The organism is Paraburkholderia sabiae (genome assembly GCF_030412785.1).
Lineage (GTDB): Bacteria > Pseudomonadota > Gammaproteobacteria > Burkholderiales > Burkholderiaceae > Paraburkholderia > Paraburkholderia sabiae.
This window is the reverse complement of record NZ_CP125295.1, coordinates 4,397,189-4,414,292: the sequence shown is the minus strand read 5'-3', so window position 1 is coordinate 4,414,292 and position 17,104 is coordinate 4,397,189. Positions and strand designations below refer to the sequence as shown.

Genomic DNA, 17,104 nt, shown 5'->3' with positions numbered 1-17,104 from the left:
CCAAACGATGGAGACAGCGACGCATCATGTCCATGAAGAAAAGTCCGGCCTGAAGGAACGCTGGTGGCGCGTATTCGATGTGCGCATCGGCGCGCTGCCGCTGCCCGTTTATGTGTTTCTGGTTGCCGTGCTCGGCCTGATGACGGCGCACGGCAAGCTCGCCTCCGACCTGCCGACGGGCATCGCGCTCGTCGCCGTCGGCGGCTTCACGTGCGCCGAACTGGCGAAGCGCATTCCGTGGATCCGGCACATCGGCGCGACGTCGATCTTCGCGGCCTTCATTCCGTCGATGCTGGTCTACTACCAGCTGATGCCCGCGCCCATCACGAAAGCGGTCACCACGTTCACGAAGCAGTCGAACTTTCTGTATCTGTTCATCGCGGCGATCATCGTCGGCAGCGTGCTGAGCATGGACCGGCAGACGCTCGTCAAAGGCTTCGTGCGCATCTTCGTCCCCGTCGCGGCGGGTTCGATCGCTGCCGCGTGCGTCGGCACGGCCGTCGGCACCTTGCTGGGCCTCGATATCAGGCACGCGCTGTTCATGGTCGTCGTGCCCATCATGGCGGGCGGCGTCGGCGAAGGCGCATTGCCGCTGTCGGCCGGATATGCGCAGATACTCGGCGTCGAACAGGGGCCACTTTTCGCGCAGGTGCTGTCGGCCGTGATGCTCGGCAATATCGCGGCAATCTGCTGCGCGGGCTTGCTGAGCTATCTCGGTGCGCGCCGGCCGCATCTCACGGGCAATGGGCGGCTGACCGTTGCCGAAGGCGACGACGACGTGACGGGCGCGAAACCCGCTTCGTTCGAATTCGATGTGAACTCGGTCGCGGCGGCGGGCGCAACGGCCATCGCGCTGTATCTGCTCGGCGTGCTGAGCCATCAGTACTTCGACTGGCCCGCGCCTGTCGTGATGCTCGTGCTGGTCGTCGCCGCGCAGTTCTTCCAGGTCGTGTCGCCGCGCGTGCGAGGCGGCGCGCGCTTCATGTACGGCTTCTTTTCGACGGCTGTCACCTATCCGCTGATGTTCGCCATCAGCGTCGCGATGACGCCGTGGGGCGAGATCGTCACGGCGTTCCATTGGGTCAACATCGTGACGGCCGTTTCGACGGTGCTCACGCTCGTTGCGACGGGCTTTCTGGTCGCGCGCTGGACGGGCATGTATCCCGTCGAAGCGGCGATCGTCAACGCGACGCACAGCGGCCTCGGCGGCACGGGCGACGTGGCGATTCTGACGGCCGCCAACCGCATGGAACTGATGCCGTTCGCGCAGATCGCGACGCGCATCGGCGGCGCGATTACCGTCATGATCGCGCTGGCGGCGTTTGCATGGCTGCGCTGAGTTCGTTCCGACGAGTGTCAGTGCGACGACACGAAATCGGACGCGGCAAAGGCCGGCGGCATAGCGAAGCTCTCACGCATGCGCTTCGTCTCGGCTGCCGGCGTCAAGCCGAATAGACGCTTGAATTCCCGGTTGAACTGCGACGCGCTCGCATAACCCACCGCGTGACACGCGGCTTCCGCCGTCATCTCCTGCCGCAACATCAACAGCCGCGCCTGATGCAGCCGCGTCGATTTCACGTACTGCATCGGCGACGTATTCGTGATCGCCTTGAAGTGACTGTGAAACGTCGGCACGCTCATGCTGGCGTCGCTCGCGAGTTGCGCGACATCGAGCGGCTGGTGATACGTCGCGTGAATGCGTCGCAGCGCCTTGCCGATCTTGCCGAACGGACCTTGCATCGCTAAAGCCGCGCGCATCGCGTTGCCCTGCGCGCCCGTCAGCACGCGAAAATACAGTTCACGAACCAGCGCGGGGCCGAGAATCGCAGCGTCGAGCGGCTGGTTCATCGCTTCCAAAAAACGCAACACGGACCGCTGCAGCGCGGCGTCCATCGGGCTCGACATCATGCTTTGCGGCGAATCGGGCTCATCGTCCGATGCGTCGTGACGATCGATTTGCAGCATCAGTTCGGCGGCCAGCGAGAAATCCAGATGCATGTAGATGGCCAGCAGCGGATGCTGCGGCGTGGCGCGTGTTTCCATCGTGAAAGGCACGGGAACGGCGACGGCGAGATAGTGCTGCTCGTCGTATTCGTAGATCTGGTCGCCGAAATAACCGCGCTTGCTTCCCTGGCAAACGATGACGATGCCCGGATCGTAAAGGACCGGTGTGCGCGTCAACGCGCGGTTCGAGCGCAGAATGCGCACATCCGGCAAGACGGTCAGGTTGTATCCCTCGTGAGGCGCCAACGCCTTCAATAGCGACACCATGCGCTGCTGCTCGCCCGACTGCGCTTCACTCCTGCTTTTCTTCCGGGGCTTTTCGAACGTCATAGGATCAGGCAATGAAAAGAGATTAACGGGTCTGATTGCGGCGTGCTGCCGAGACTATTATGCAGACGTCTCTTCTATCTTTCGAGGTACATATGTCGACTGTCAACACTCTGCTCATCACTGGCGTCAGCAGCGGCTTCGGACGTGCGCTGGCTGAAGAAGCGCTCGCGGCAGGTCATCGCGTGGTCGGTACGGTACGCAACGAACAGGCACGCGACGCTTTCGAAGCACAGGCTCCCGGTCGCGCCGTGGCTCGCATGCTCGATGTGACGGACTTCGACGCCATCGATCATGTCGTCGCCGATATCGAGGCGAGCGTCGGGCCCATTGATGTGCTCGTCAACAACGCCGGATACGGTCACGAAGGGGTGATGGAAGAATCGCCGCTCGCCGACATGCGCCGTCAGTTCGATGTGAACGTATTCGGCGCCGTGGCGATGATGAAGGCAGTGCTGCCCGCGATGCGCAAGCGGCGGCGCGGGCACATTCTCAACATCACATCGATGGGCGGCTTCATCACGATGCCGGGCATCAGCTATTACTGCGGCAGCAAATTCGCGCTCGAAGGGATTTCGGAGGTACTCGCGAAGGAAGTCAGGCCGTTCGGCATCTTCGTCACTGCCGTTGCGCCCGGATCGTTCCGGACCGATTGGGCGGGCCGGTCGATGGTCCGCTCGCCTCGCTCGATTGCGGACTACGATCCGCTGTTCGATCCCATCAGAAAGGCACGCGAAGAGAAAAGCGGCAAACAGCTGGGCGATCCCGTGAAGGCCGCACGCGCGATGCTGTCGGTCATCGGCGCGGACAATCCGCCGATGCACCTGCTTCTGGGCAGCGACGCGCTCGGCCTCGTGCGCGACAAGCTGTCCGCGCTCAAGGAAGAAATCGATAGCTGGGAGACGGTGACGAAGTCGACGGACGGGTATTGATCGTGCTTTTCTGACACACGTATATGAGATATTCATACTGTGAACAGAAAGGAGAAACCTCATGCCGAGCCTTGAGCGAGGCCCGGCGGCCGGGCTTGTCGATGCACTCTGGCGCGTCGCGCTTCGACTCGGATTTCCGCTCGCCCGCGCCTGGTGGCATCTGCGACGGCCGAGCCACGAAGGCGCGCTCGTCGCGATCTATGTCGGGCAGGCGCTGTTGCTGGTGAAGACGTCGTATCGGGCCGGATGGGGTCTTCCGGGCGGCAGCATGCACGCGGGAGAAACGCCCGATGTAGCGGCGCAGCGCGAAATGGAGGAAGAGATCGGTTTCTCGTCGCATGCGTTACGCGCCGTGGGCGAAGTCTGCGGCGTGTGGGACGGGCGAACAGACCGGGTGCACTTCTTCGAACTGCACCTCGATCGCATGCCGGAACTGCGGCTCGATAATCGCGAGATCGTGGCAACGCATCTGGCGTCGCCGGAGGAATTGCGCAGCATGCCGGTGACAGCGGCTGTGGCTGCGTATCTTCGCAGGGACTTCTGCTGACGGCTGGTTTCGCGTTCTCGACAGAAACGTTGCCGACCGCACAGACGATCATCCAGGCGGCATGGTTTCGTGTGCGACTGAACTCGCCTGCACTCCACGGATATCGCCTTCACGCTGCGCATCGCGCAAGCCGTCACGATGAGTACATGGTTGCATGAACTGCCATTGTGGCTGATGGCGCTCGCCATTTTCTGCGCGACATTCGTTGCGGCCGCGCTGATTCATCTCGTCAGCGGATGGCTTGCCGCCGGCCCGAACGGGCGGTCGTACAAGGCGATTTCACCTGGTCTGCTGTCGCCTGTCGGCGTGATCTTCGGCTTGTTCATTGCGTTCACGGCCGCGCAGGTCTGGAACGACACGGCGCGCGCCGATGCCGCCGTCGATGCGGAAGCCAGCGCGCTGCGTTCGGTCGTCGTCATGTCCGCCGTGCTGCCCGCCGATGCCCAGGTCGCGCTGCGCAAGCTGGTGCGCGACTACATCCAGTACACGGCGACGACCGAATGGCCGCTCATGGCGCAAGGCGCGGTCACGCTGAACATCAGCCCGCCGACGCTGAACGCGGCGCTCCAGTTCACGCTTGCGCTCGCCGTCAATTCGCCGGGACAGCAGACCGCGCAGCGCGAGGTGGCCGCGTCGTTGCAGCACGCGCTCGAAGCGCGCCGACAGCGCATCCTGATCAGCCGCTCGGAAGTGAGCGGCGTCAAATGGGCATGCCTGAGTTTTCTGGCGATCTGCCTGCTGTTCGCGATCGCGTTTGTCCATTGCGCCGACCGTTTGACATCGGCGGTGGCAATCGGGCTTTTTGCCGCCGGACTTGCGACGACCATGCTGCTCATTCTGTCGCACGACCGGCCGTTCACGGGAGAGATCGCGCTCACGCCCGAACCGCTGCTGCAGGTGATGCCAGCGGATCGGTGAGAGCGCGCTCAATGACCCTCTCAATGACCAAGACCGCTACTCGCGATCTGCCGCTCGACGAACTGCGCGAACAGTGCATGCATGCGCGTGGTCGGATGAAGATCGTCGGCGAACATGTAAGTCTGGTCTGCATTCGGTGTGGAGTAAGTTGCCGGCGAGCATAACAACGAGGTGTCGTGCGGCGTCTTCGATAGATCGCAGGCCTGGGCCGTGTTGGACACCGTGAAGCCATTCCCCTGGAAGTTCGCGAAGATCTGGTTGATCCAGCCGAATGCATCGACCTGAATGACTTTGCCCTGTAGCCCGTTGCTCTGCAGCGCGGCGTTCAGGGTGTCGTTGAATAGCTGCGACGACTGCGTGAGATTCGCGCCGCCGTCCGCCGATGCCAGTCCTTTGGGCGACAGTCCGACGTTCGGCAGATTGACGACCACGACGTGCGTCGCGCCGTTCTGGACGATCTGCGCGACGACCTGAGCCAGCGTGTTCGCTGCGGTCTGCACCGTCGGCGCTGCGGCCGGCAACGTGCCCGCGCGCAGCACATCGTTCGCGCCGGCCCACACGAGCACGAGTTGACCGCCGTTGAAACTTCCGTGAGCCGCCAGATAACTCGATACCTGCTGCGTGACAGGCATTTCGATGTCGCCGATCACATCGACGAGAAAGTTGTTCAGATTGGCCGGCGTCGCGACCGTCGATCCGCCCTCGGCATAACCAAAGCCACCTTGCGGACTCAGTTGATGATCGAAGCCAATCGTGTACGCCGCGCGCAGCGTATCGCCATAGTATTGCGCGACAAGCTGGGTCCACACCTGACCGGGATTCGTCGTGAATCGCCCGCCGCCGACCGCGCTCGCGAGCGGCGCAAAAGTGCCGACGTCGGACAGGCTGTCTCCGAACGAAACGGTTTGCAGACGGACGCCGCCCGATGGATTGTCCGATGCATTGCCGCCGCCATTATTCCCACTGTTACCGCCGCACGCCGCCAGCAGTGCAATTAATGCCGCGGAAATTGCAATGCCTACCTTTTTAGCCAGTGCTCGCATCGGGAGCCTCCCTGCGCCACGGAGCGGTGCGCTCCAATCGCTCGCGTGCCGCTCACGTGCCGTCGATCGACGAATGTTGCAGTGGGGAACAAGCAAGAAGGATGCGAAGCACGGATATGTCTGCGCCAAGCGCCAGCGCGTCACCTTCGATGCAGCGCGCCCCGTGTCAGCCGTATTCTGCTGCTGCGATGCACGACATCGACCGAACCCAAGGAAGCGCCATGAATACCACCTCTACTGGCTCGCCCGATCACACCCGCGACGAACCACCGTTGAAAGGTCTGGAACTGCGTTCGTGCATTACGCGTGACGGGAATCTGAACCTTTCATTGATCGAGTTCGACGTCGCGCCTCCCGCACACGACGAAGTTATCGTGCGTATCGAAGCCGCGCCGCTCAATCCGTCCGACATCGGCTTGCTGCTCGGCCCCGCCGATCTCGACAGCGTGACAGCGACAGGCAGCGGCCGCGATCGAACATTGACCGCGAAAATCCCGCCAGCAGCCATGGATGCGCTCGCGCTGCGCCTCGATGCATCGCTGCCCGTCGGCAATGAGGGCGCGGATGTCGTCGTCAGGGCCGGCACGGGCGCCGCCGATCTGCTAGGCAAGACGGTTTCGGTGGCGGGGGGCGGAATGTACACGCAGTATCGTCGCCTTCCCAAACACCAATGCATGGTGCTGAACGAAGGCGTGTCGCCGGCAGAAGGCGCCGCGGCTTATATCAACCCGCTCACCGCGCTCGGCATGGTGGAAACGATGCGGCGCGAAGGGCATCACGCGCTCGTGCACACGGCGGCGGCGTCGAATCTCGGCCGCATGCTCGTCAAGATTTGCCAGAAAGAACAGATACCGCTTGTCAATGTCGTGCGAAGCGACGCGCAACTTGCGGCCCTGAAAGAACTCGGCGCGAAATACGTTCTGAACAGCGAATCGCCTGCTTTCGATGCTGACTTAACCGACGCGTTAGCGGAGACCAAAGCTACGCTGTGCTTCGACGCGTTGACGGGCGGACCGCTCGCCGGACGCATCCTGGTGGCAATGGAAAAAGCGCTTGCGCGCGGCTTGCCGACCTACAGCCGCTACGGGTCATCCACGCACAAGCAGGTCTATATGTACGGCAGCCTGGACTCGCGACCGATCGAAGTGCCGCGCGTCGGCATGGCGTGGGGAATCGGCGGATGGCTGCTGTTCTATTTCCTCGACAAGATCGGCCCGCAGGCAACGCAGGCACTGCGCGACCAGGTCAATGCCGAATTGCGCACCACGTTCCGCAGCGAGTTCAAGACTGAGATTTCGCTCAGCGACATCCTCTCGCCCGACGTGCTTCGCGAATACACGAAACGCAGCACAGGATCGAAGTTTCTGATCAATCCGACGCGCGACGCCTGATTCAAAAACCGATTCGTGCAGGTTCACCCGCCCAGCCGCCGGAGGATGCGCGATGAGCAACGAGCCCAAGCCAGGCGACGAGATCCCGCCTGGCCAGCCTGCCAATGTCGACAGTCGCGCCGACGATGACGCGGAACTCGACGCGCCGTTCGTGCGTAGTCATCCGCGCCTTCAGCAACTCTTTCCCATCCTGAGCGAAGCGGAAATCAGCCGCGTGCGGCGCTTCGGCAGAGTGTCGCGCTATGCGAAGGGCACGATGATCTATCGCGTCGGCGAACGCACGCCGGGTATGTTCGTGCTGCTGTCGGGCAAGATCCGCGCAGTCGCCCGCGATGGTCTTGGCCGCGAGCAGATCATTCACACGTTCACGCAGCGCGGCGAATTCACATCCGACGTGAACCAGTTTTCGAACAAGCCTTCGTTCGTGGATTCGCGTGTGATCGAAGATGTCGAAGCCGTTCTGGTGCGGCCCGACGATCTCAGCCCCTTGCTGATCAGCGAAGCCGAGCTTGGCGAAAAGATCATGCGCGCGCTGATACTCAGGCGCTTCGTGGCGATGGAACGCGTGAATGGCGCTGTCCTGGTCGGATCGTCCGATAATGCGCGCCTGCTCGCGTTGCAGAATTTCCTGCGCCGAAACACGTATCCGAACGTCACGCTCGACGCAGAACACGACGCCGATTCCGTCGCACTGCTCGAACGACTGACGCCACAGCCGGACGACTTTCCGCTTGTCGTCTGTCCGAACGGCACGGTGTTGCGCAATCCGACCGAGCAGCAGCTTGCCTCGTGTCTCGGGATCATTCCCGATTTCGACCCGGCGCATGTCTACGATGTGGCAATCGTCGGCGCGGGCCCGGCCGGACTTGCTGCCGCCGTCTATGCGGCATCCGAGGGATTGTCGGTCGCGGTGCTCGACTGTCGCGCGCCCGGCGGCCAGGCGGGCGCGAGCGCGCGCATCGAGAATTTCTTCGGCTTTCCCACGGGCATCACGGGACACGCGCTCGCGGATCGCGCGTTCGTGCAGGCGCAGAAGTTCGGCGCGCAGATCGGCATTCCGTGCGAGGTCAAAGCTTTGTATTGCGACAGGCAACCGCCCGTTGTCGAACTGACGGACGGCCATCGGATCACCTCGCGCACCGTCGTTATCGCAACGGGCGCGGAGTACCGGCGACCCGTCGTCGAAGATCTCGAGCGCTTTGAAGGCCGTGGCGTCTACTACTGGGCGACGCCGATCGAAGCAAAGCTATGTCGCAACGAGCCCGTGTTGCTGATCGGCGGCGGCAATTCGGCGGGACAGGCTGTCGTGTTTCTCGCGTCGCACGCCGAGCATGTGCACATGTTCATCCGAGGCGCGAAGCTCGAAGACACCATGTCGCACTATCTGATCGAGCGCGTCACGTCGCTGCCGAACGTGACGGTTCACACGCGGGTCGAGTTGTCCGCGCTCGAAGGCGCGACGCGCCTCGAACGTGTGCGCTACCGCGGCGCCGGGGGAATCGAAGGGAGCATGACCATGCATCACCTGTTCGTGTTCATCGGCGCGTACCCGAACACGACCTGGCTGAGGACATGCGGCATCTCGCTCGACAGCAAAGGTTTCGTTCAGACGGGCGTCGATCTTCCCGACGCGAACATGCTGTCGATATCGTTGCAGACCAGCGTCGAAGGGGTATTCGCCATTGGCGATGTCCGCTCGGGCTCGACCAAACGTGTTGCCTCGGCAGTGGGCGAAGGCGCGGGGGTCGTCGCGCAGATTCAGAGCTTTTTGACGCGTGCTTATTGATGCGTGTGCGGCGCGGCCTCCGTTCACGAACCCTTCCCCTCCCGCTCGATCCACGAACAGAACAGCACGACGAGTTCATCGCCGGCCTTCTCATCCGCGACATAAGTGCAATAGCTGCGCGACGGCAGACGAGGACTCTCGAACGGCGCAACGAGCCGACCGGCGGCGAGATCGTCGGATACGAGCGCAGTCGGCCCCATCGCGATACCGATTCCGTCGATGGCAGCCTGCAAGGTCAGATAGAAGTGATCGAAGGTCAAACTGGCCGCCGGCTTGAGGGCAGCTATCTGCGCGTTCGCCAGCCAGTCGGGCCAAAGCCGCGGAAGACTCGACGTATGCAGCAACGTGTGATGCCGCAAGTCGCCTGGCTTTCGAAGCGGCACTCGCGCCAACAGCGCAGGACTGCACACGGGAAGCCGCTCCTCCGACAGGAACGGCCGCATCGAGTAGCCGTAGAACGTGTCCGGACCGCCGCGAATGACGACGTCGTAGTGTTCGTTCAGACTTTCCAGCGGCCCGTTCGACGTCTCCACTCGCACCTCCACGTCGGGATGTGCGGCACGGAATGTCGCCAGTCTCGGCACCAGCCAGCGCAGCGTAAAGGTTGCGGGCGCGTTCACGGTCAGCGTGCGGGAGACCGTCTCGGGCACACCGTATCGCGCGGTGGCCTGCGCGAGCCGCTCGAACAACGGACCGATTTCCTCCAGATAGACCTTCGCCGCGGGCGTCAGCGTCACGCGCCGGTTGTACCGGTCGAACAGCGATGCGCCTAGCCACTCTTCGAGCAGGCGCACCTGCTGGCTCACTGCGCCGTGCGTCACATGCAGTTCGGCGGCGGCTTCCTTGAAGCTGCCGAGTCGGCCCGCGGCCTCGAATGCACGCAAGGCATTGAGCGGTGGCAATGTCCGTTTCATTCGAAATAGTTTATCTAACGTGAATGGGCAATTTATCTGGTTTGTCTACCCGTCACAAGATAGATATCCTTTTCACTGCCGAATCCATCAACGCTTCAACTCTTCTTCCGCCCCGAAACCCGCATGCTCAGTTACACCGGCGGCATCGTGCTCTTCGCTGCCATGCTCCACGCGAGTTGGAACGCGATGCTGCACGGCAACCGCGACCGGTTTTTGTCGATGACATGGATGAGCATCGCCATCGCCGCGGTCGCCACGCTCGTCGTCCTGCTCCATCCGTTGCCGTCGGGCGGCTGCTGGCCTTACATCGTCGCATCGGGGCTCGTGCATATCGTCTACAACATGAGCCTCGTGCGATCGTATCGACGCAACGATCTCGCGCTGGCATATCCGATCGCGCGCGGCTCGTCGCCGTTGCTCGTCACGCTCGGTGCAGCGCTTTTCGCGCATGAGGCGATCGGCCTTTTGCACGCTCTCGGCATCGCGATGATCTCCGGCGGCATCATCGCGATCGCGTTGCAGGGACGTCGCGTGTCGCGCGCGGGCGCGCTGGCCGCGCTGACGACGGGGGCGACGATTGCGCTGTATACGGTGATCGACGGCATCGGCGTGAGGCTGTCCAACGGCGAGGCGCTCACCTACACCGCGTGGATGTTCCTGTTCTATTGGCTGATGCCGGTGCTGTTCGTCGCGAAGCGCGGGCTCGCGGCGCTGTGGAAACCCGTGCGTGCGGAGCCGCTCGCGGTCGGCTCGTCGCTTGTCGGCGGTCTGGTGTCGATCGCGGCGTATGGCATCGTGATCTGGGCGCTGCAGTCGGGCGCGATGGGCGCGGTATCGGCGTTGCGCGAAACCAGCGTCGTGTTCGCGGTGCTGATCGGGCGGATGTTTCTGCGGGAATCGGTCAGCGGAGCGCGCTGGCTCGCGTGCGTGGTCGTCGCGGCGGGAGCGGTTTGCCTGGGGCTTTGACACGACCGGAAGCGCGTCATGGGTTTGCGTGCGTCGCGCTCTTGATGCCGTTATGAATTTGATCCGCAGAGGAGAGACAACCAGCATGGCAGGCGATACGAACATTCGAACCGGCCAGTGCCATTGCGGCGCGGTGCGTTTCGAGGTCACGCTCAGCGACGGCTTCAACTCGATCCGTCGCTGCAACTGTTCTTACTGCCGGATGCGAGGCGCGATCGTCGTCGCAGCGGAAATGAGCGGGATCAGATTTCTGCAGGGCGAAGATGCGCTCACCAGCTACCGCTTCAACACCGGAATCGCGCAGCACTTCTTCTGTTCACGCTGCGGAATCAGCACGCATCTTCAACGGCGATCCAACCCGAATCTGTTTGGTGTGAACGTGGCTTGCCTCGATGGAGTGAGCCCATTCGATTTCGCCGAAGTGCCTGTGATGGATGGTGTCAATCATCCGAACGACACGGGCGGGCCGGCGCGTCGGGCAGGGATTCTTCGCTTCGAGCCGGATGATTGAGGTTGCACCGACGACCAGACAATCACTCGCCCACCCCATCGATAGACGAGCGAACGCGGAGTGCCCCTTCTTCTGGCGTACAGGTAGAAGTATCGATGCACATCGAGTAGGGTCTCGCGTAAGCCGGGTGTCCGAACTGCGATCGGGCCATTCCTGCTCCACGGTCTGGCCTTTCACGTTCGCGTTCCTCCAGAACGTGCAGCGGACATGTGACGCCGATCACAAATGTGCGGCGCGGAACGAGAGCCGCGATGCATTCATCGAAGGCGGACGAATCCCTGAGCACGAGGTCCAGAACGATCTCGAAGTGACTATCCGCCACGCGCCTGAGCGTGGATTGCAGGTTGAGATGATGCAGCCGCAGCGCTTGCGCCAGCTCGTCGTCCGATCGCATGTCACGTCTGCGCGACATTTCCACGAATGCATCGAGCGTGATGTGAAAGACAGGGACTTCCGAACTGTCCTGAAGCGCCCTCGCCAGACTGCTCTTTCCCGCGCTGGTTGGCCCATGCAATACGATCGCGGCTGGTTTCATATTTTCGCCAATTTCTCTTTTTAAGTTTCGGATACCTACCGATAAACCCCGACTCACAATACGCCCAACCCGCAATTCAGGCGAAATAAAAATAGAGCCAGATGGTCCCTCGAACGCCGCACCGTGCCACCGGATTTAATAGTGCCGGATAGCACTCAAACAGCACTTCCAAACCTATTCAGCGTCGACATAAAAAAATTCCCCGCCGTGATCGCCAATTCGATGAAAAGAGGCCAGAAAAAAGGCCTATTCGCGATCCACACGCGCGCCAATGATCGCTAGAATTTCGTCCGATACCCGCGTTACGCACGACACGCGACCGCCACCTGACGGATCGCTTTCTCACATCGGATTTCCGGTTAATTCAGCATGACACGGCTTGCACGGCACTACGTCCCAGAACAACCGCAGCACGTTATCTTGCAGGGACTCACGGGGCCCGCATTCCTCGACGAGGGAGACTATCTGTACTTCCTCGCCTGCCTGGCGGACGCCGCACGCGTCGCCGATCTGGCAGTCCACGCGTGGGTGCTCATGCCCGAGGCAGTACAGTTCCTCGTCACACCTTCATACGAGTCGAGCGTCGGCATGGCGATGCAGGCGGTCTGCCGTCGCTATGTCGAGACCTTCAATCGACGCCACGGACGCCGCGGTGCAATGTGGCGCGGCGGATACCGAGCAACAGTGATCGAGCCCGACCGATATTTCCTGCTCGCGAGCCAGGTCATCGATCATGCGCCCGTGCGCAACCGACTCGTGGCCGAGCCGGGAAATTATCAGTGGTCGAGCTATACGCATCACATCGGGATGCGCGTCGATAGCTTCATCAAGGATCATTCGCTCTACAGCGCGCTCGGCAATACGCCCGTCGAACGCCAGCAGGCTTACCGCGATCTCGGTGCGCGACCGATCGACGAATGCGAAGTGGACAACCTGATGCAGTCGACGCTCAACGGATGGGTGCTCGGCAGCGCCGCTTATTGCGAGTGGGCTGCACAGACGGCCAATCGGCGCCTGATGCCGCTGTTGCTGCGCGACCGGCAGCCGCAGCCATCGCAGGATACGCGCCCTCGCATGCCCGGGATCGGCAGAAGAAAAACGGGGAAGGAAACGTCGCTGGTCTGAGCGCCGACTCACCCGATCCCAACCGGCGATCGGGTGACCCAGCTTCGGCAGTGTCAATGCACGGTGTGGACGATACCGAAGGTATCTTCATCGTCCTCATCGGACGACGCCTGATCGAGGATCGCGCACCGGAAATCCGACTTCACGCGAAGGATCGCCGATTCGATACGCGCATCGCCGCGATGTCCGCTCAGGCGCGTGTTGATTGCCTCCTCGACGCTGAGAATGGCCTTTTCGATGCTCTCGGGATCGTCGCAATCGAAGCCGATCTCGACCTCGATGCTCTCCAGCAGGTTCAACGCGGTTGCAATGTCCTCGGAAGCGACGAAAAGCGTTTTGGCGTTCTCTCTCATCTACCCTCCCCGTTGGGTTGTCCAGCGTGTTCGACCGTTGCGAGCTACACGCCTATCGTTGCACATCCGGAGCGAACCTGCCGGTGATGTAATGAAGTGTTGGATTCGAAACAACGGAAGGGTTGCCGTCCGCGTTGGATCGAATAGAATCGACCATTCCACCTCGACGCACGCTCATTCGGGCAAATCCGCGTCAACTTGCCATTTCCCAATTAGTGCAACCGCGCGACCAGCCGCAAGCCGCTGGTAATCGCCTTCGCTTCGCTGTACGCGCGCGCACATCGATGATCGACGGAAAACAAAAATCGCACCGTTGAAACGGCATTCGTTATTGCCACATGCGATTGCCGAATTAAACTTTGCTTCAAAACGTATATTTGATTGACGAAAGATAATCGTCCAGATAGGTTTTTACTTTGTTATTCAAATCTACAAAGTGGCTTCAGCTCAATACGACGAGAGGCGACCGTTGACCGTTACGGTTGCCGGCATCGCACACAGCGGTTCTTATCGGGTAATGGATGGGACGGTTATCGTCTATTTCGGGTGGGATATTCGTTCCGCCCAATTCGGCATGGATCGTCCCGAAACAGTCGCGCGTTGGCTTTTGCTCGATCTTTGCAAAAAAGCCGAAGCTAAAAAGCGTAAAGGCAGCAGTGTAAAAGGCCAATTGCGTCTGACCTGATCGTCGCACCTTTGCCGACACCACGCTTCACCTCAAATCCCTCTCGCGTCGATCCGCGAACCGCTTCCGCCTGCGTGAAATCCACGAAATAGACGCGCCTTCCGACAAGGTCCGGCGCGGCCCAGAACGGCGCGCCGCACTGCGGGTCGCTGCTTCCGCCTGCTCCATCGAGTCCCACCTTGCCGTCGGATTATGTCGCCCAACTCTTATATAAGACATAAGACATTTGACGTTGGAGCGGTATTGGAATTAAAATCGCGATCAAAGCAGTGCCTCGGGCTGCCCTGAAAGCCTTCCCCTGAAACGCAAATACAGCAGGTTCCCCATGCTTGAAAACTTCCGTGCTCACGTGGCCGCACGCGCCGCGCTCGGCATTCCTCCCCTGCCGCTGACGGCTCAGCAGACGGCCGAACTGGTGGAACTGCTGACGAATCCGCCCGCCGGCGAAGAGCAGACGCTGCTCGACCTGATCACCAACCGCGTGCCCGCAGGCGTCGACGAAGCCGCTCGCGTGAAGGCTGGCTTCCTGGCCGCCGTGGCCAAGGGCGAGACGCCCTGCGCGCTGATCTCGCGCGAGCGCGCCACCGAACTGCTCGGCACGATGCTGGGCGGCTACAACATCGCTCCGCTGATCGAACTGCTGTCGGACGCCGAAGTGGGCGCCGTAGCCGCCGACGCGCTGAAGAAAACCCTGCTGATGTTCGACCAGTTCCACGACGTCAAGGAACTCGCCGACAAGGGCAACGCCAACGCCAAGGCAGTGATGCAGAGCTGGGCCGACGCCGAGTGGTTCACGAGCCGTCCGGAAGTGCCGCAGAGCCTGACGATCACCGTGTTCAAGGTGACGGGCGAAACGAACACCGACGACCTGTCGCCTGCACCTGACGCCACCACCCGCCCGGACATCCCGTTGCACGCGCTGGCGATGCTGAAGAACGCCCGTCCCGGCATCACGCCGGAAGAAGACGGCAAGCGCGGCCCGATCAAGTTCATCGAATCGCTGAAGGAAAAGGGCCATCTGGTCGCCTACGTTGGCGACGTGGTCGGCACGGGTTCCTCGCGCAAGTCGGCGACCAACTCGGTGCTGTGGTTCACGGGCGAAGACATTCCGTTCATCCCGAACAAGCGCTTCGGCGGCGTGTGCCTCGGCGGCAAGATTGCCCCGATCTTCTACAACACGATGGAAGACGCCGGCGCGCTGCCGATCGAACTCGACGTGTCGCAGATGGAAATGGGCGACGTGGTCGAACTGCGTCCGTACGAAGGCAAGGCGCTGAAGAACGGCGCAGTGATCGCCGAATTCCAGGTCAAGTCCGACGTGCTGTTCGACGAAGTGCGCGCCGGCGGCCGCATTCCGCTGATCATCGGCCGCGGTTTGACGGCCAAGGCGCGTGAAGCGCTGGGCCTCGCACCGTCCGCACTCTTCCGTCTGCCGCAGCAGCCGGCCAACAGCGGCAAGGGCTTCTCGCTGGCGCAGAAGATGGTTGGCCGCGCCTGCGGTCTGCCGGAAGGCCAGGGCGTGCGTCCCGGCACGTACTGCGAACCGAAGATGACCTCGGTCGGCTCGCAAGATACGACGGGCCCGATGACCCGCGACGAACTGAAGGACCTGGCGTGCCTCGGCTTCTCGGCCGATCTCGTCATGCAATCGTTCTGCCACACGGCTGCGTATCCGAAGCCCGTCGACGTGAAGACGCACCAGACGCTGCCGAACTTCATCAGCAACCGTGGCGGCATCGCGCTGCGCCCGGGCGACGGCGTGATCCACTCGTGGCTGAATCGCATGCTGCTGCCCGACACCGTCGGCACGGGCGGCGACTCGCACACGCGTTTCCCGATCGGCATCAGCTTCCCGGCAGGTTCGGGTCTGGTCGCTTTCGCGGCGGCTACGGGCACGATGCCGCTCGATATGCCGGAATCGGTGCTGGTCCGCTTCAAGGGCAAGATGCAGCCGGGCGTGACGCTGCGCGACCTCGTCAACGCGATCCCGCTGTGGGCGATCAAGGAAGGCACGCTGACGGTCGCCAAGCAAGGCAAGAAGAACATTTTCTCGGGCCGCATTCTCGAAATCGAAGGTCTGCCGGATCTGAAGGTCGAGCAGGCGTTCGAACTGTCGGATGCATCGGCTGAACGTTCGGCCGCCGGTTGCACGGTGCACCTGAACAAGGAACCGATCATCGAATACCTCAACAGCAACATCACGCTGCTGAAGTGGATGATCGCGCAGGGCTATCAGGACCCGCGCAGCCTGCAGCGCCGTATCAAGGCGATGGAAGCATGGCTCGCCGATCCGCAACTGCTGCAACCGGATGCCGACGCCGAATACGCGGCTGTCATCGAAATCGATCTGGCTGACGTTCACGAGCCGATCGTCGCCTGCCCGAATGATCCCGACGATGTGAAGACGCTGTCGGACGTTGCTGGTGCGAAGATCGACGAAGTGTTCATCGGCTCCTGCATGACGAACATCGGTCACTTCCGTGCCGCGTCGAAGCTGCTCGAAGGCAAGCGCGACATTCCTGTCAAGCTGTGGGTCGCGCCTCCGACCAAGATGGACCAGAAGCAGCTGACGGAAGAAGGTCACTACGGCGTGTTCGGCACGGCTGGCGCGCGTACGGAAATGCCGGGCTGCTCGCTGTGCATGGGCAACCAGGCACAGGTGCGCGAAGGCGCGACGGTCATGTCGACGTCGACGCGTAACTTCCCGAACCGTCTGGGCAAGAACACGAACGTGTATCTCGGCTCGGCGGAACTGGCGGCGATCTGCTCGCGTCTGGGCAGGATTCCGTCGAAGGAAGAGTACATGGCCGACATCGGCGTGATCAACGCGAACGGCGACAAGATCTACCAGTACATGAACTTCGACCAGATCGAAGACTTCAAGGAAGTGGCAGACACTGTGCAGGTGTAAGTTGTTTGCTGTCGGGCTATGACGTGTGGTTTGCGTCGTGGCTTGAATGAATCGAAGGGCGCCGCAGGCTTTGAGGGTCTGCGGCGTTTTTTTATTGGCGATCCGCTTCGGACCACACGCCAAAGGACCAACCGAAGGCAGCGACCGGTTCTATTC

16 protein-coding genes are annotated in these 17,104 nt (G+C 61.9%); 11 read left to right on the top strand and 5 right to left on the bottom strand.

Annotated elements, in window-relative coordinates; genetic code table 11:
• Window positions 1–7: 7 nt before the first annotated feature.
• The gene (locus tag QEN71_RS19810) at window positions 8–1,339 is read left to right on the top strand and encodes a 2-hydroxycarboxylate transporter family protein (protein WP_201650409.1); all 1,332 of its coding nucleotides are present in this window, start codon (window positions 8–10) and stop codon (window positions 1,337–1,339) included.
• Window positions 1,340–1,356: 17 nt separating this feature from the next.
• On the opposite strand, the gene QEN71_RS19805 is transcribed toward QEN71_RS19810, so the two are convergent.
• Window positions 1,357–2,271, bottom strand: coding sequence for an AraC family transcriptional regulator (locus tag QEN71_RS19805; RefSeq protein WP_201650410.1), 915 nt, complete (start codon window positions 2,269–2,271; stop codon window positions 1,357–1,359).
• 155 nt (window positions 2,272–2,426) lie between these two features.
• On the opposite strand from QEN71_RS19805, the gene QEN71_RS19800 reads away from it, so the two are divergent.
• The 3 genes from QEN71_RS19800 to QEN71_RS19790 all read left to right on the top strand — a co-directional run bounded on the left by QEN71_RS19800 (window position 2,427) and on the right by QEN71_RS19790 (window position 4,728).
• Complete coding sequence (locus QEN71_RS19800) at window positions 2,427–3,263, top strand: oxidoreductase (protein ID WP_201650411.1); 837 nt, start codon at window positions 2,427–2,429, stop codon at window positions 3,261–3,263.
• Window positions 3,264–3,324: 61 nt separating this feature from the next.
• A complete protein-coding gene (locus tag QEN71_RS19795) occupies window positions 3,325–3,810 on the top strand; it encodes an NUDIX domain-containing protein (protein ID WP_201650412.1) in 486 nt (161 codons plus the stop codon).
• A 138-nt stretch (window positions 3,811–3,948) separates the two neighbouring features.
• Complete coding sequence (locus QEN71_RS19790; RefSeq protein ID WP_201650413.1) at window positions 3,949–4,728, top strand: bestrophin-like domain; 780 nt, start codon at window positions 3,949–3,951, stop codon at window positions 4,726–4,728.
• Window positions 4,729–4,748: 20 nt separating this feature from the next.
• Here the strand turns inward: QEN71_RS19790 and QEN71_RS19785 are convergent, their stop codons facing one another.
• Window positions 4,749–5,771 carry an SGNH/GDSL hydrolase family protein gene (locus QEN71_RS19785; RefSeq protein WP_201650414.1) on the bottom strand — a complete coding sequence of 341 codons (1,023 nt, stop codon included), beginning with the start codon at window positions 5,769–5,771 and terminating at the stop codon, window positions 4,749–4,751.
• A gap of 221 nt (window positions 5,772–5,992) precedes the next feature.
• Here QEN71_RS19785 and QEN71_RS19780 point away from each other — a divergent pair, with 221 nt between their 5' ends.
• Entirely contained in the window at window positions 5,993–7,162 is a 1,170-nt protein-coding gene (locus QEN71_RS19780) for a zinc-binding dehydrogenase (protein ID WP_201650415.1), read from the top strand.
• A 52-nt stretch (window positions 7,163–7,214) separates the two neighbouring features.
• Window positions 7,215–8,948 carry an FAD-dependent oxidoreductase gene (locus QEN71_RS19775; RefSeq protein ID WP_201650416.1) on the top strand — a complete coding sequence of 578 codons (1,734 nt, stop codon included), beginning with the start codon at window positions 7,215–7,217 and terminating at the stop codon, window positions 8,946–8,948.
• Between the two features lie 23 nt (window positions 8,949–8,971).
• Here the strand turns inward: QEN71_RS19775 and gcvA are convergent, their stop codons facing one another.
• Window positions 8,972–9,862 (bottom strand): transcriptional regulator GcvA, encoded by an 891-nt coding sequence (gene gcvA, locus QEN71_RS19770; RefSeq protein WP_201650417.1) that lies wholly within the window; start codon window positions 9,860–9,862, stop codon window positions 8,972–8,974.
• A gap of 123 nt (window positions 9,863–9,985) precedes the next feature.
• On the opposite strand from gcvA, the gene QEN71_RS19765 reads away from it, so the two are divergent.
• The gene (locus QEN71_RS19765; RefSeq protein WP_201650418.1) at window positions 9,986–10,828 is read left to right on the top strand and encodes a DMT family transporter; all 843 of its coding nucleotides are present in this window, start codon (window positions 9,986–9,988) and stop codon (window positions 10,826–10,828) included.
• Window positions 10,829–10,913: 85 nt separating this feature from the next.
• On the top strand, window positions 10,914–11,339 hold the full coding sequence (locus QEN71_RS19760) for a GFA family protein (protein ID WP_201650419.1): 426 nt from the start codon (window positions 10,914–10,916) through the stop codon (window positions 11,337–11,339).
• Between the two features lie 22 nt (window positions 11,340–11,361).
• Here the strand turns inward: QEN71_RS19760 and QEN71_RS19755 are convergent, their stop codons facing one another.
• Entirely contained in the window at window positions 11,362–11,874 is a 513-nt protein-coding gene (locus QEN71_RS19755) for a phosphotransferase-like protein (protein WP_201650420.1), read from the bottom strand.
• Between the two features lie 369 nt (window positions 11,875–12,243).
• Between QEN71_RS19755 and QEN71_RS19750 the strand changes: the two genes are divergently transcribed.
• Window positions 12,244–12,999: a transposase gene (locus QEN71_RS19750; RefSeq protein ID WP_201650421.1), complete on the top strand. Its 756-nt coding sequence runs from the start codon at window positions 12,244–12,246 to the stop codon at window positions 12,997–12,999.
• Window positions 13,000–13,052: 53 nt separating this feature from the next.
• Here the strand turns inward: QEN71_RS19750 and QEN71_RS19745 are convergent, their stop codons facing one another.
• Entirely contained in the window at window positions 13,053–13,352 is a 300-nt protein-coding gene (locus QEN71_RS19745) for a hypothetical protein (RefSeq protein WP_201650422.1), read from the bottom strand.
• A 469-nt stretch (window positions 13,353–13,821) separates the two neighbouring features.
• Here QEN71_RS19745 and QEN71_RS19740 point away from each other — a divergent pair, with 469 nt between their 5' ends.
• Entirely contained in the window at window positions 13,822–14,037 is a 216-nt protein-coding gene (locus QEN71_RS19740) for a hypothetical protein (RefSeq protein ID WP_233471793.1), read from the top strand.
• A gap of 325 nt (window positions 14,038–14,362) precedes the next feature.
• Complete coding sequence (gene acnB, locus QEN71_RS19735) at window positions 14,363–16,948, top strand: bifunctional aconitate hydratase 2/2-methylisocitrate dehydratase (protein WP_201650423.1); 2,586 nt, start codon at window positions 14,363–14,365, stop codon at window positions 16,946–16,948.
• Window positions 16,949–17,104 lie beyond the last annotated feature (156 nt).

What these genes read in the sequence shown, in the direction of transcription:
- QEN71_RS19810 (WP_201650409.1), top strand. Translation starts at nt 8, where the DNA reads ATGGAGACAGCGACGCATCATGTCCATGAAGAAAAGTCCGGCCTGAAG.
- QEN71_RS19805 (WP_201650410.1), bottom strand. Translation starts at nt 2,271, where the DNA reads ATGGTGTCGCTATTGAAGGCGTTGGCGCCTCACGAGGGATACAACCTG.
- QEN71_RS19800 (WP_201650411.1), top strand. Translation starts at nt 2,427, where the DNA reads ATGTCGACTGTCAACACTCTGCTCATCACTGGCGTCAGCAGCGGCTTC.
- QEN71_RS19795 (WP_201650412.1), top strand. Translation starts at nt 3,325, where the DNA reads ATGCCGAGCCTTGAGCGAGGCCCGGCGGCCGGGCTTGTCGATGCACTC.
- QEN71_RS19790 (WP_201650413.1), top strand. Translation starts at nt 3,949, where the DNA reads ATGAGTACATGGTTGCATGAACTGCCATTGTGGCTGATGGCGCTCGCC.
- QEN71_RS19785 (WP_201650414.1), bottom strand. Translation starts at nt 5,771, where the DNA reads ATGCGAGCACTGGCTAAAAAGGTAGGCATTGCAATTTCCGCGGCATTA.
- QEN71_RS19780 (WP_201650415.1), top strand. Translation starts at nt 5,993, where the DNA reads ATGAATACCACCTCTACTGGCTCGCCCGATCACACCCGCGACGAACCA.
- QEN71_RS19775 (WP_201650416.1), top strand. Translation starts at nt 7,215, where the DNA reads ATGAGCAACGAGCCCAAGCCAGGCGACGAGATCCCGCCTGGCCAGCCT.
- gcvA (WP_201650417.1), bottom strand. Translation starts at nt 9,862, where the DNA reads ATGAAACGGACATTGCCACCGCTCAATGCCTTGCGTGCATTCGAGGCC.
- QEN71_RS19765 (WP_201650418.1), top strand. Translation starts at nt 9,986, where the DNA reads ATGCTCAGTTACACCGGCGGCATCGTGCTCTTCGCTGCCATGCTCCAC.
- QEN71_RS19760 (WP_201650419.1), top strand. Translation starts at nt 10,914, where the DNA reads ATGGCAGGCGATACGAACATTCGAACCGGCCAGTGCCATTGCGGCGCG.
- QEN71_RS19755 (WP_201650420.1), bottom strand. Translation starts at nt 11,874, where the DNA reads ATGAAACCAGCCGCGATCGTATTGCATGGGCCAACCAGCGCGGGAAAG.
- QEN71_RS19750 (WP_201650421.1), top strand. Translation starts at nt 12,244, where the DNA reads ATGACACGGCTTGCACGGCACTACGTCCCAGAACAACCGCAGCACGTT.
- QEN71_RS19745 (WP_201650422.1), bottom strand. Translation starts at nt 13,352, where the DNA reads ATGAGAGAGAACGCCAAAACGCTTTTCGTCGCTTCCGAGGACATTGCA.
- acnB (WP_201650423.1), top strand. Translation starts at nt 14,363, where the DNA reads ATGCTTGAAAACTTCCGTGCTCACGTGGCCGCACGCGCCGCGCTCGGC.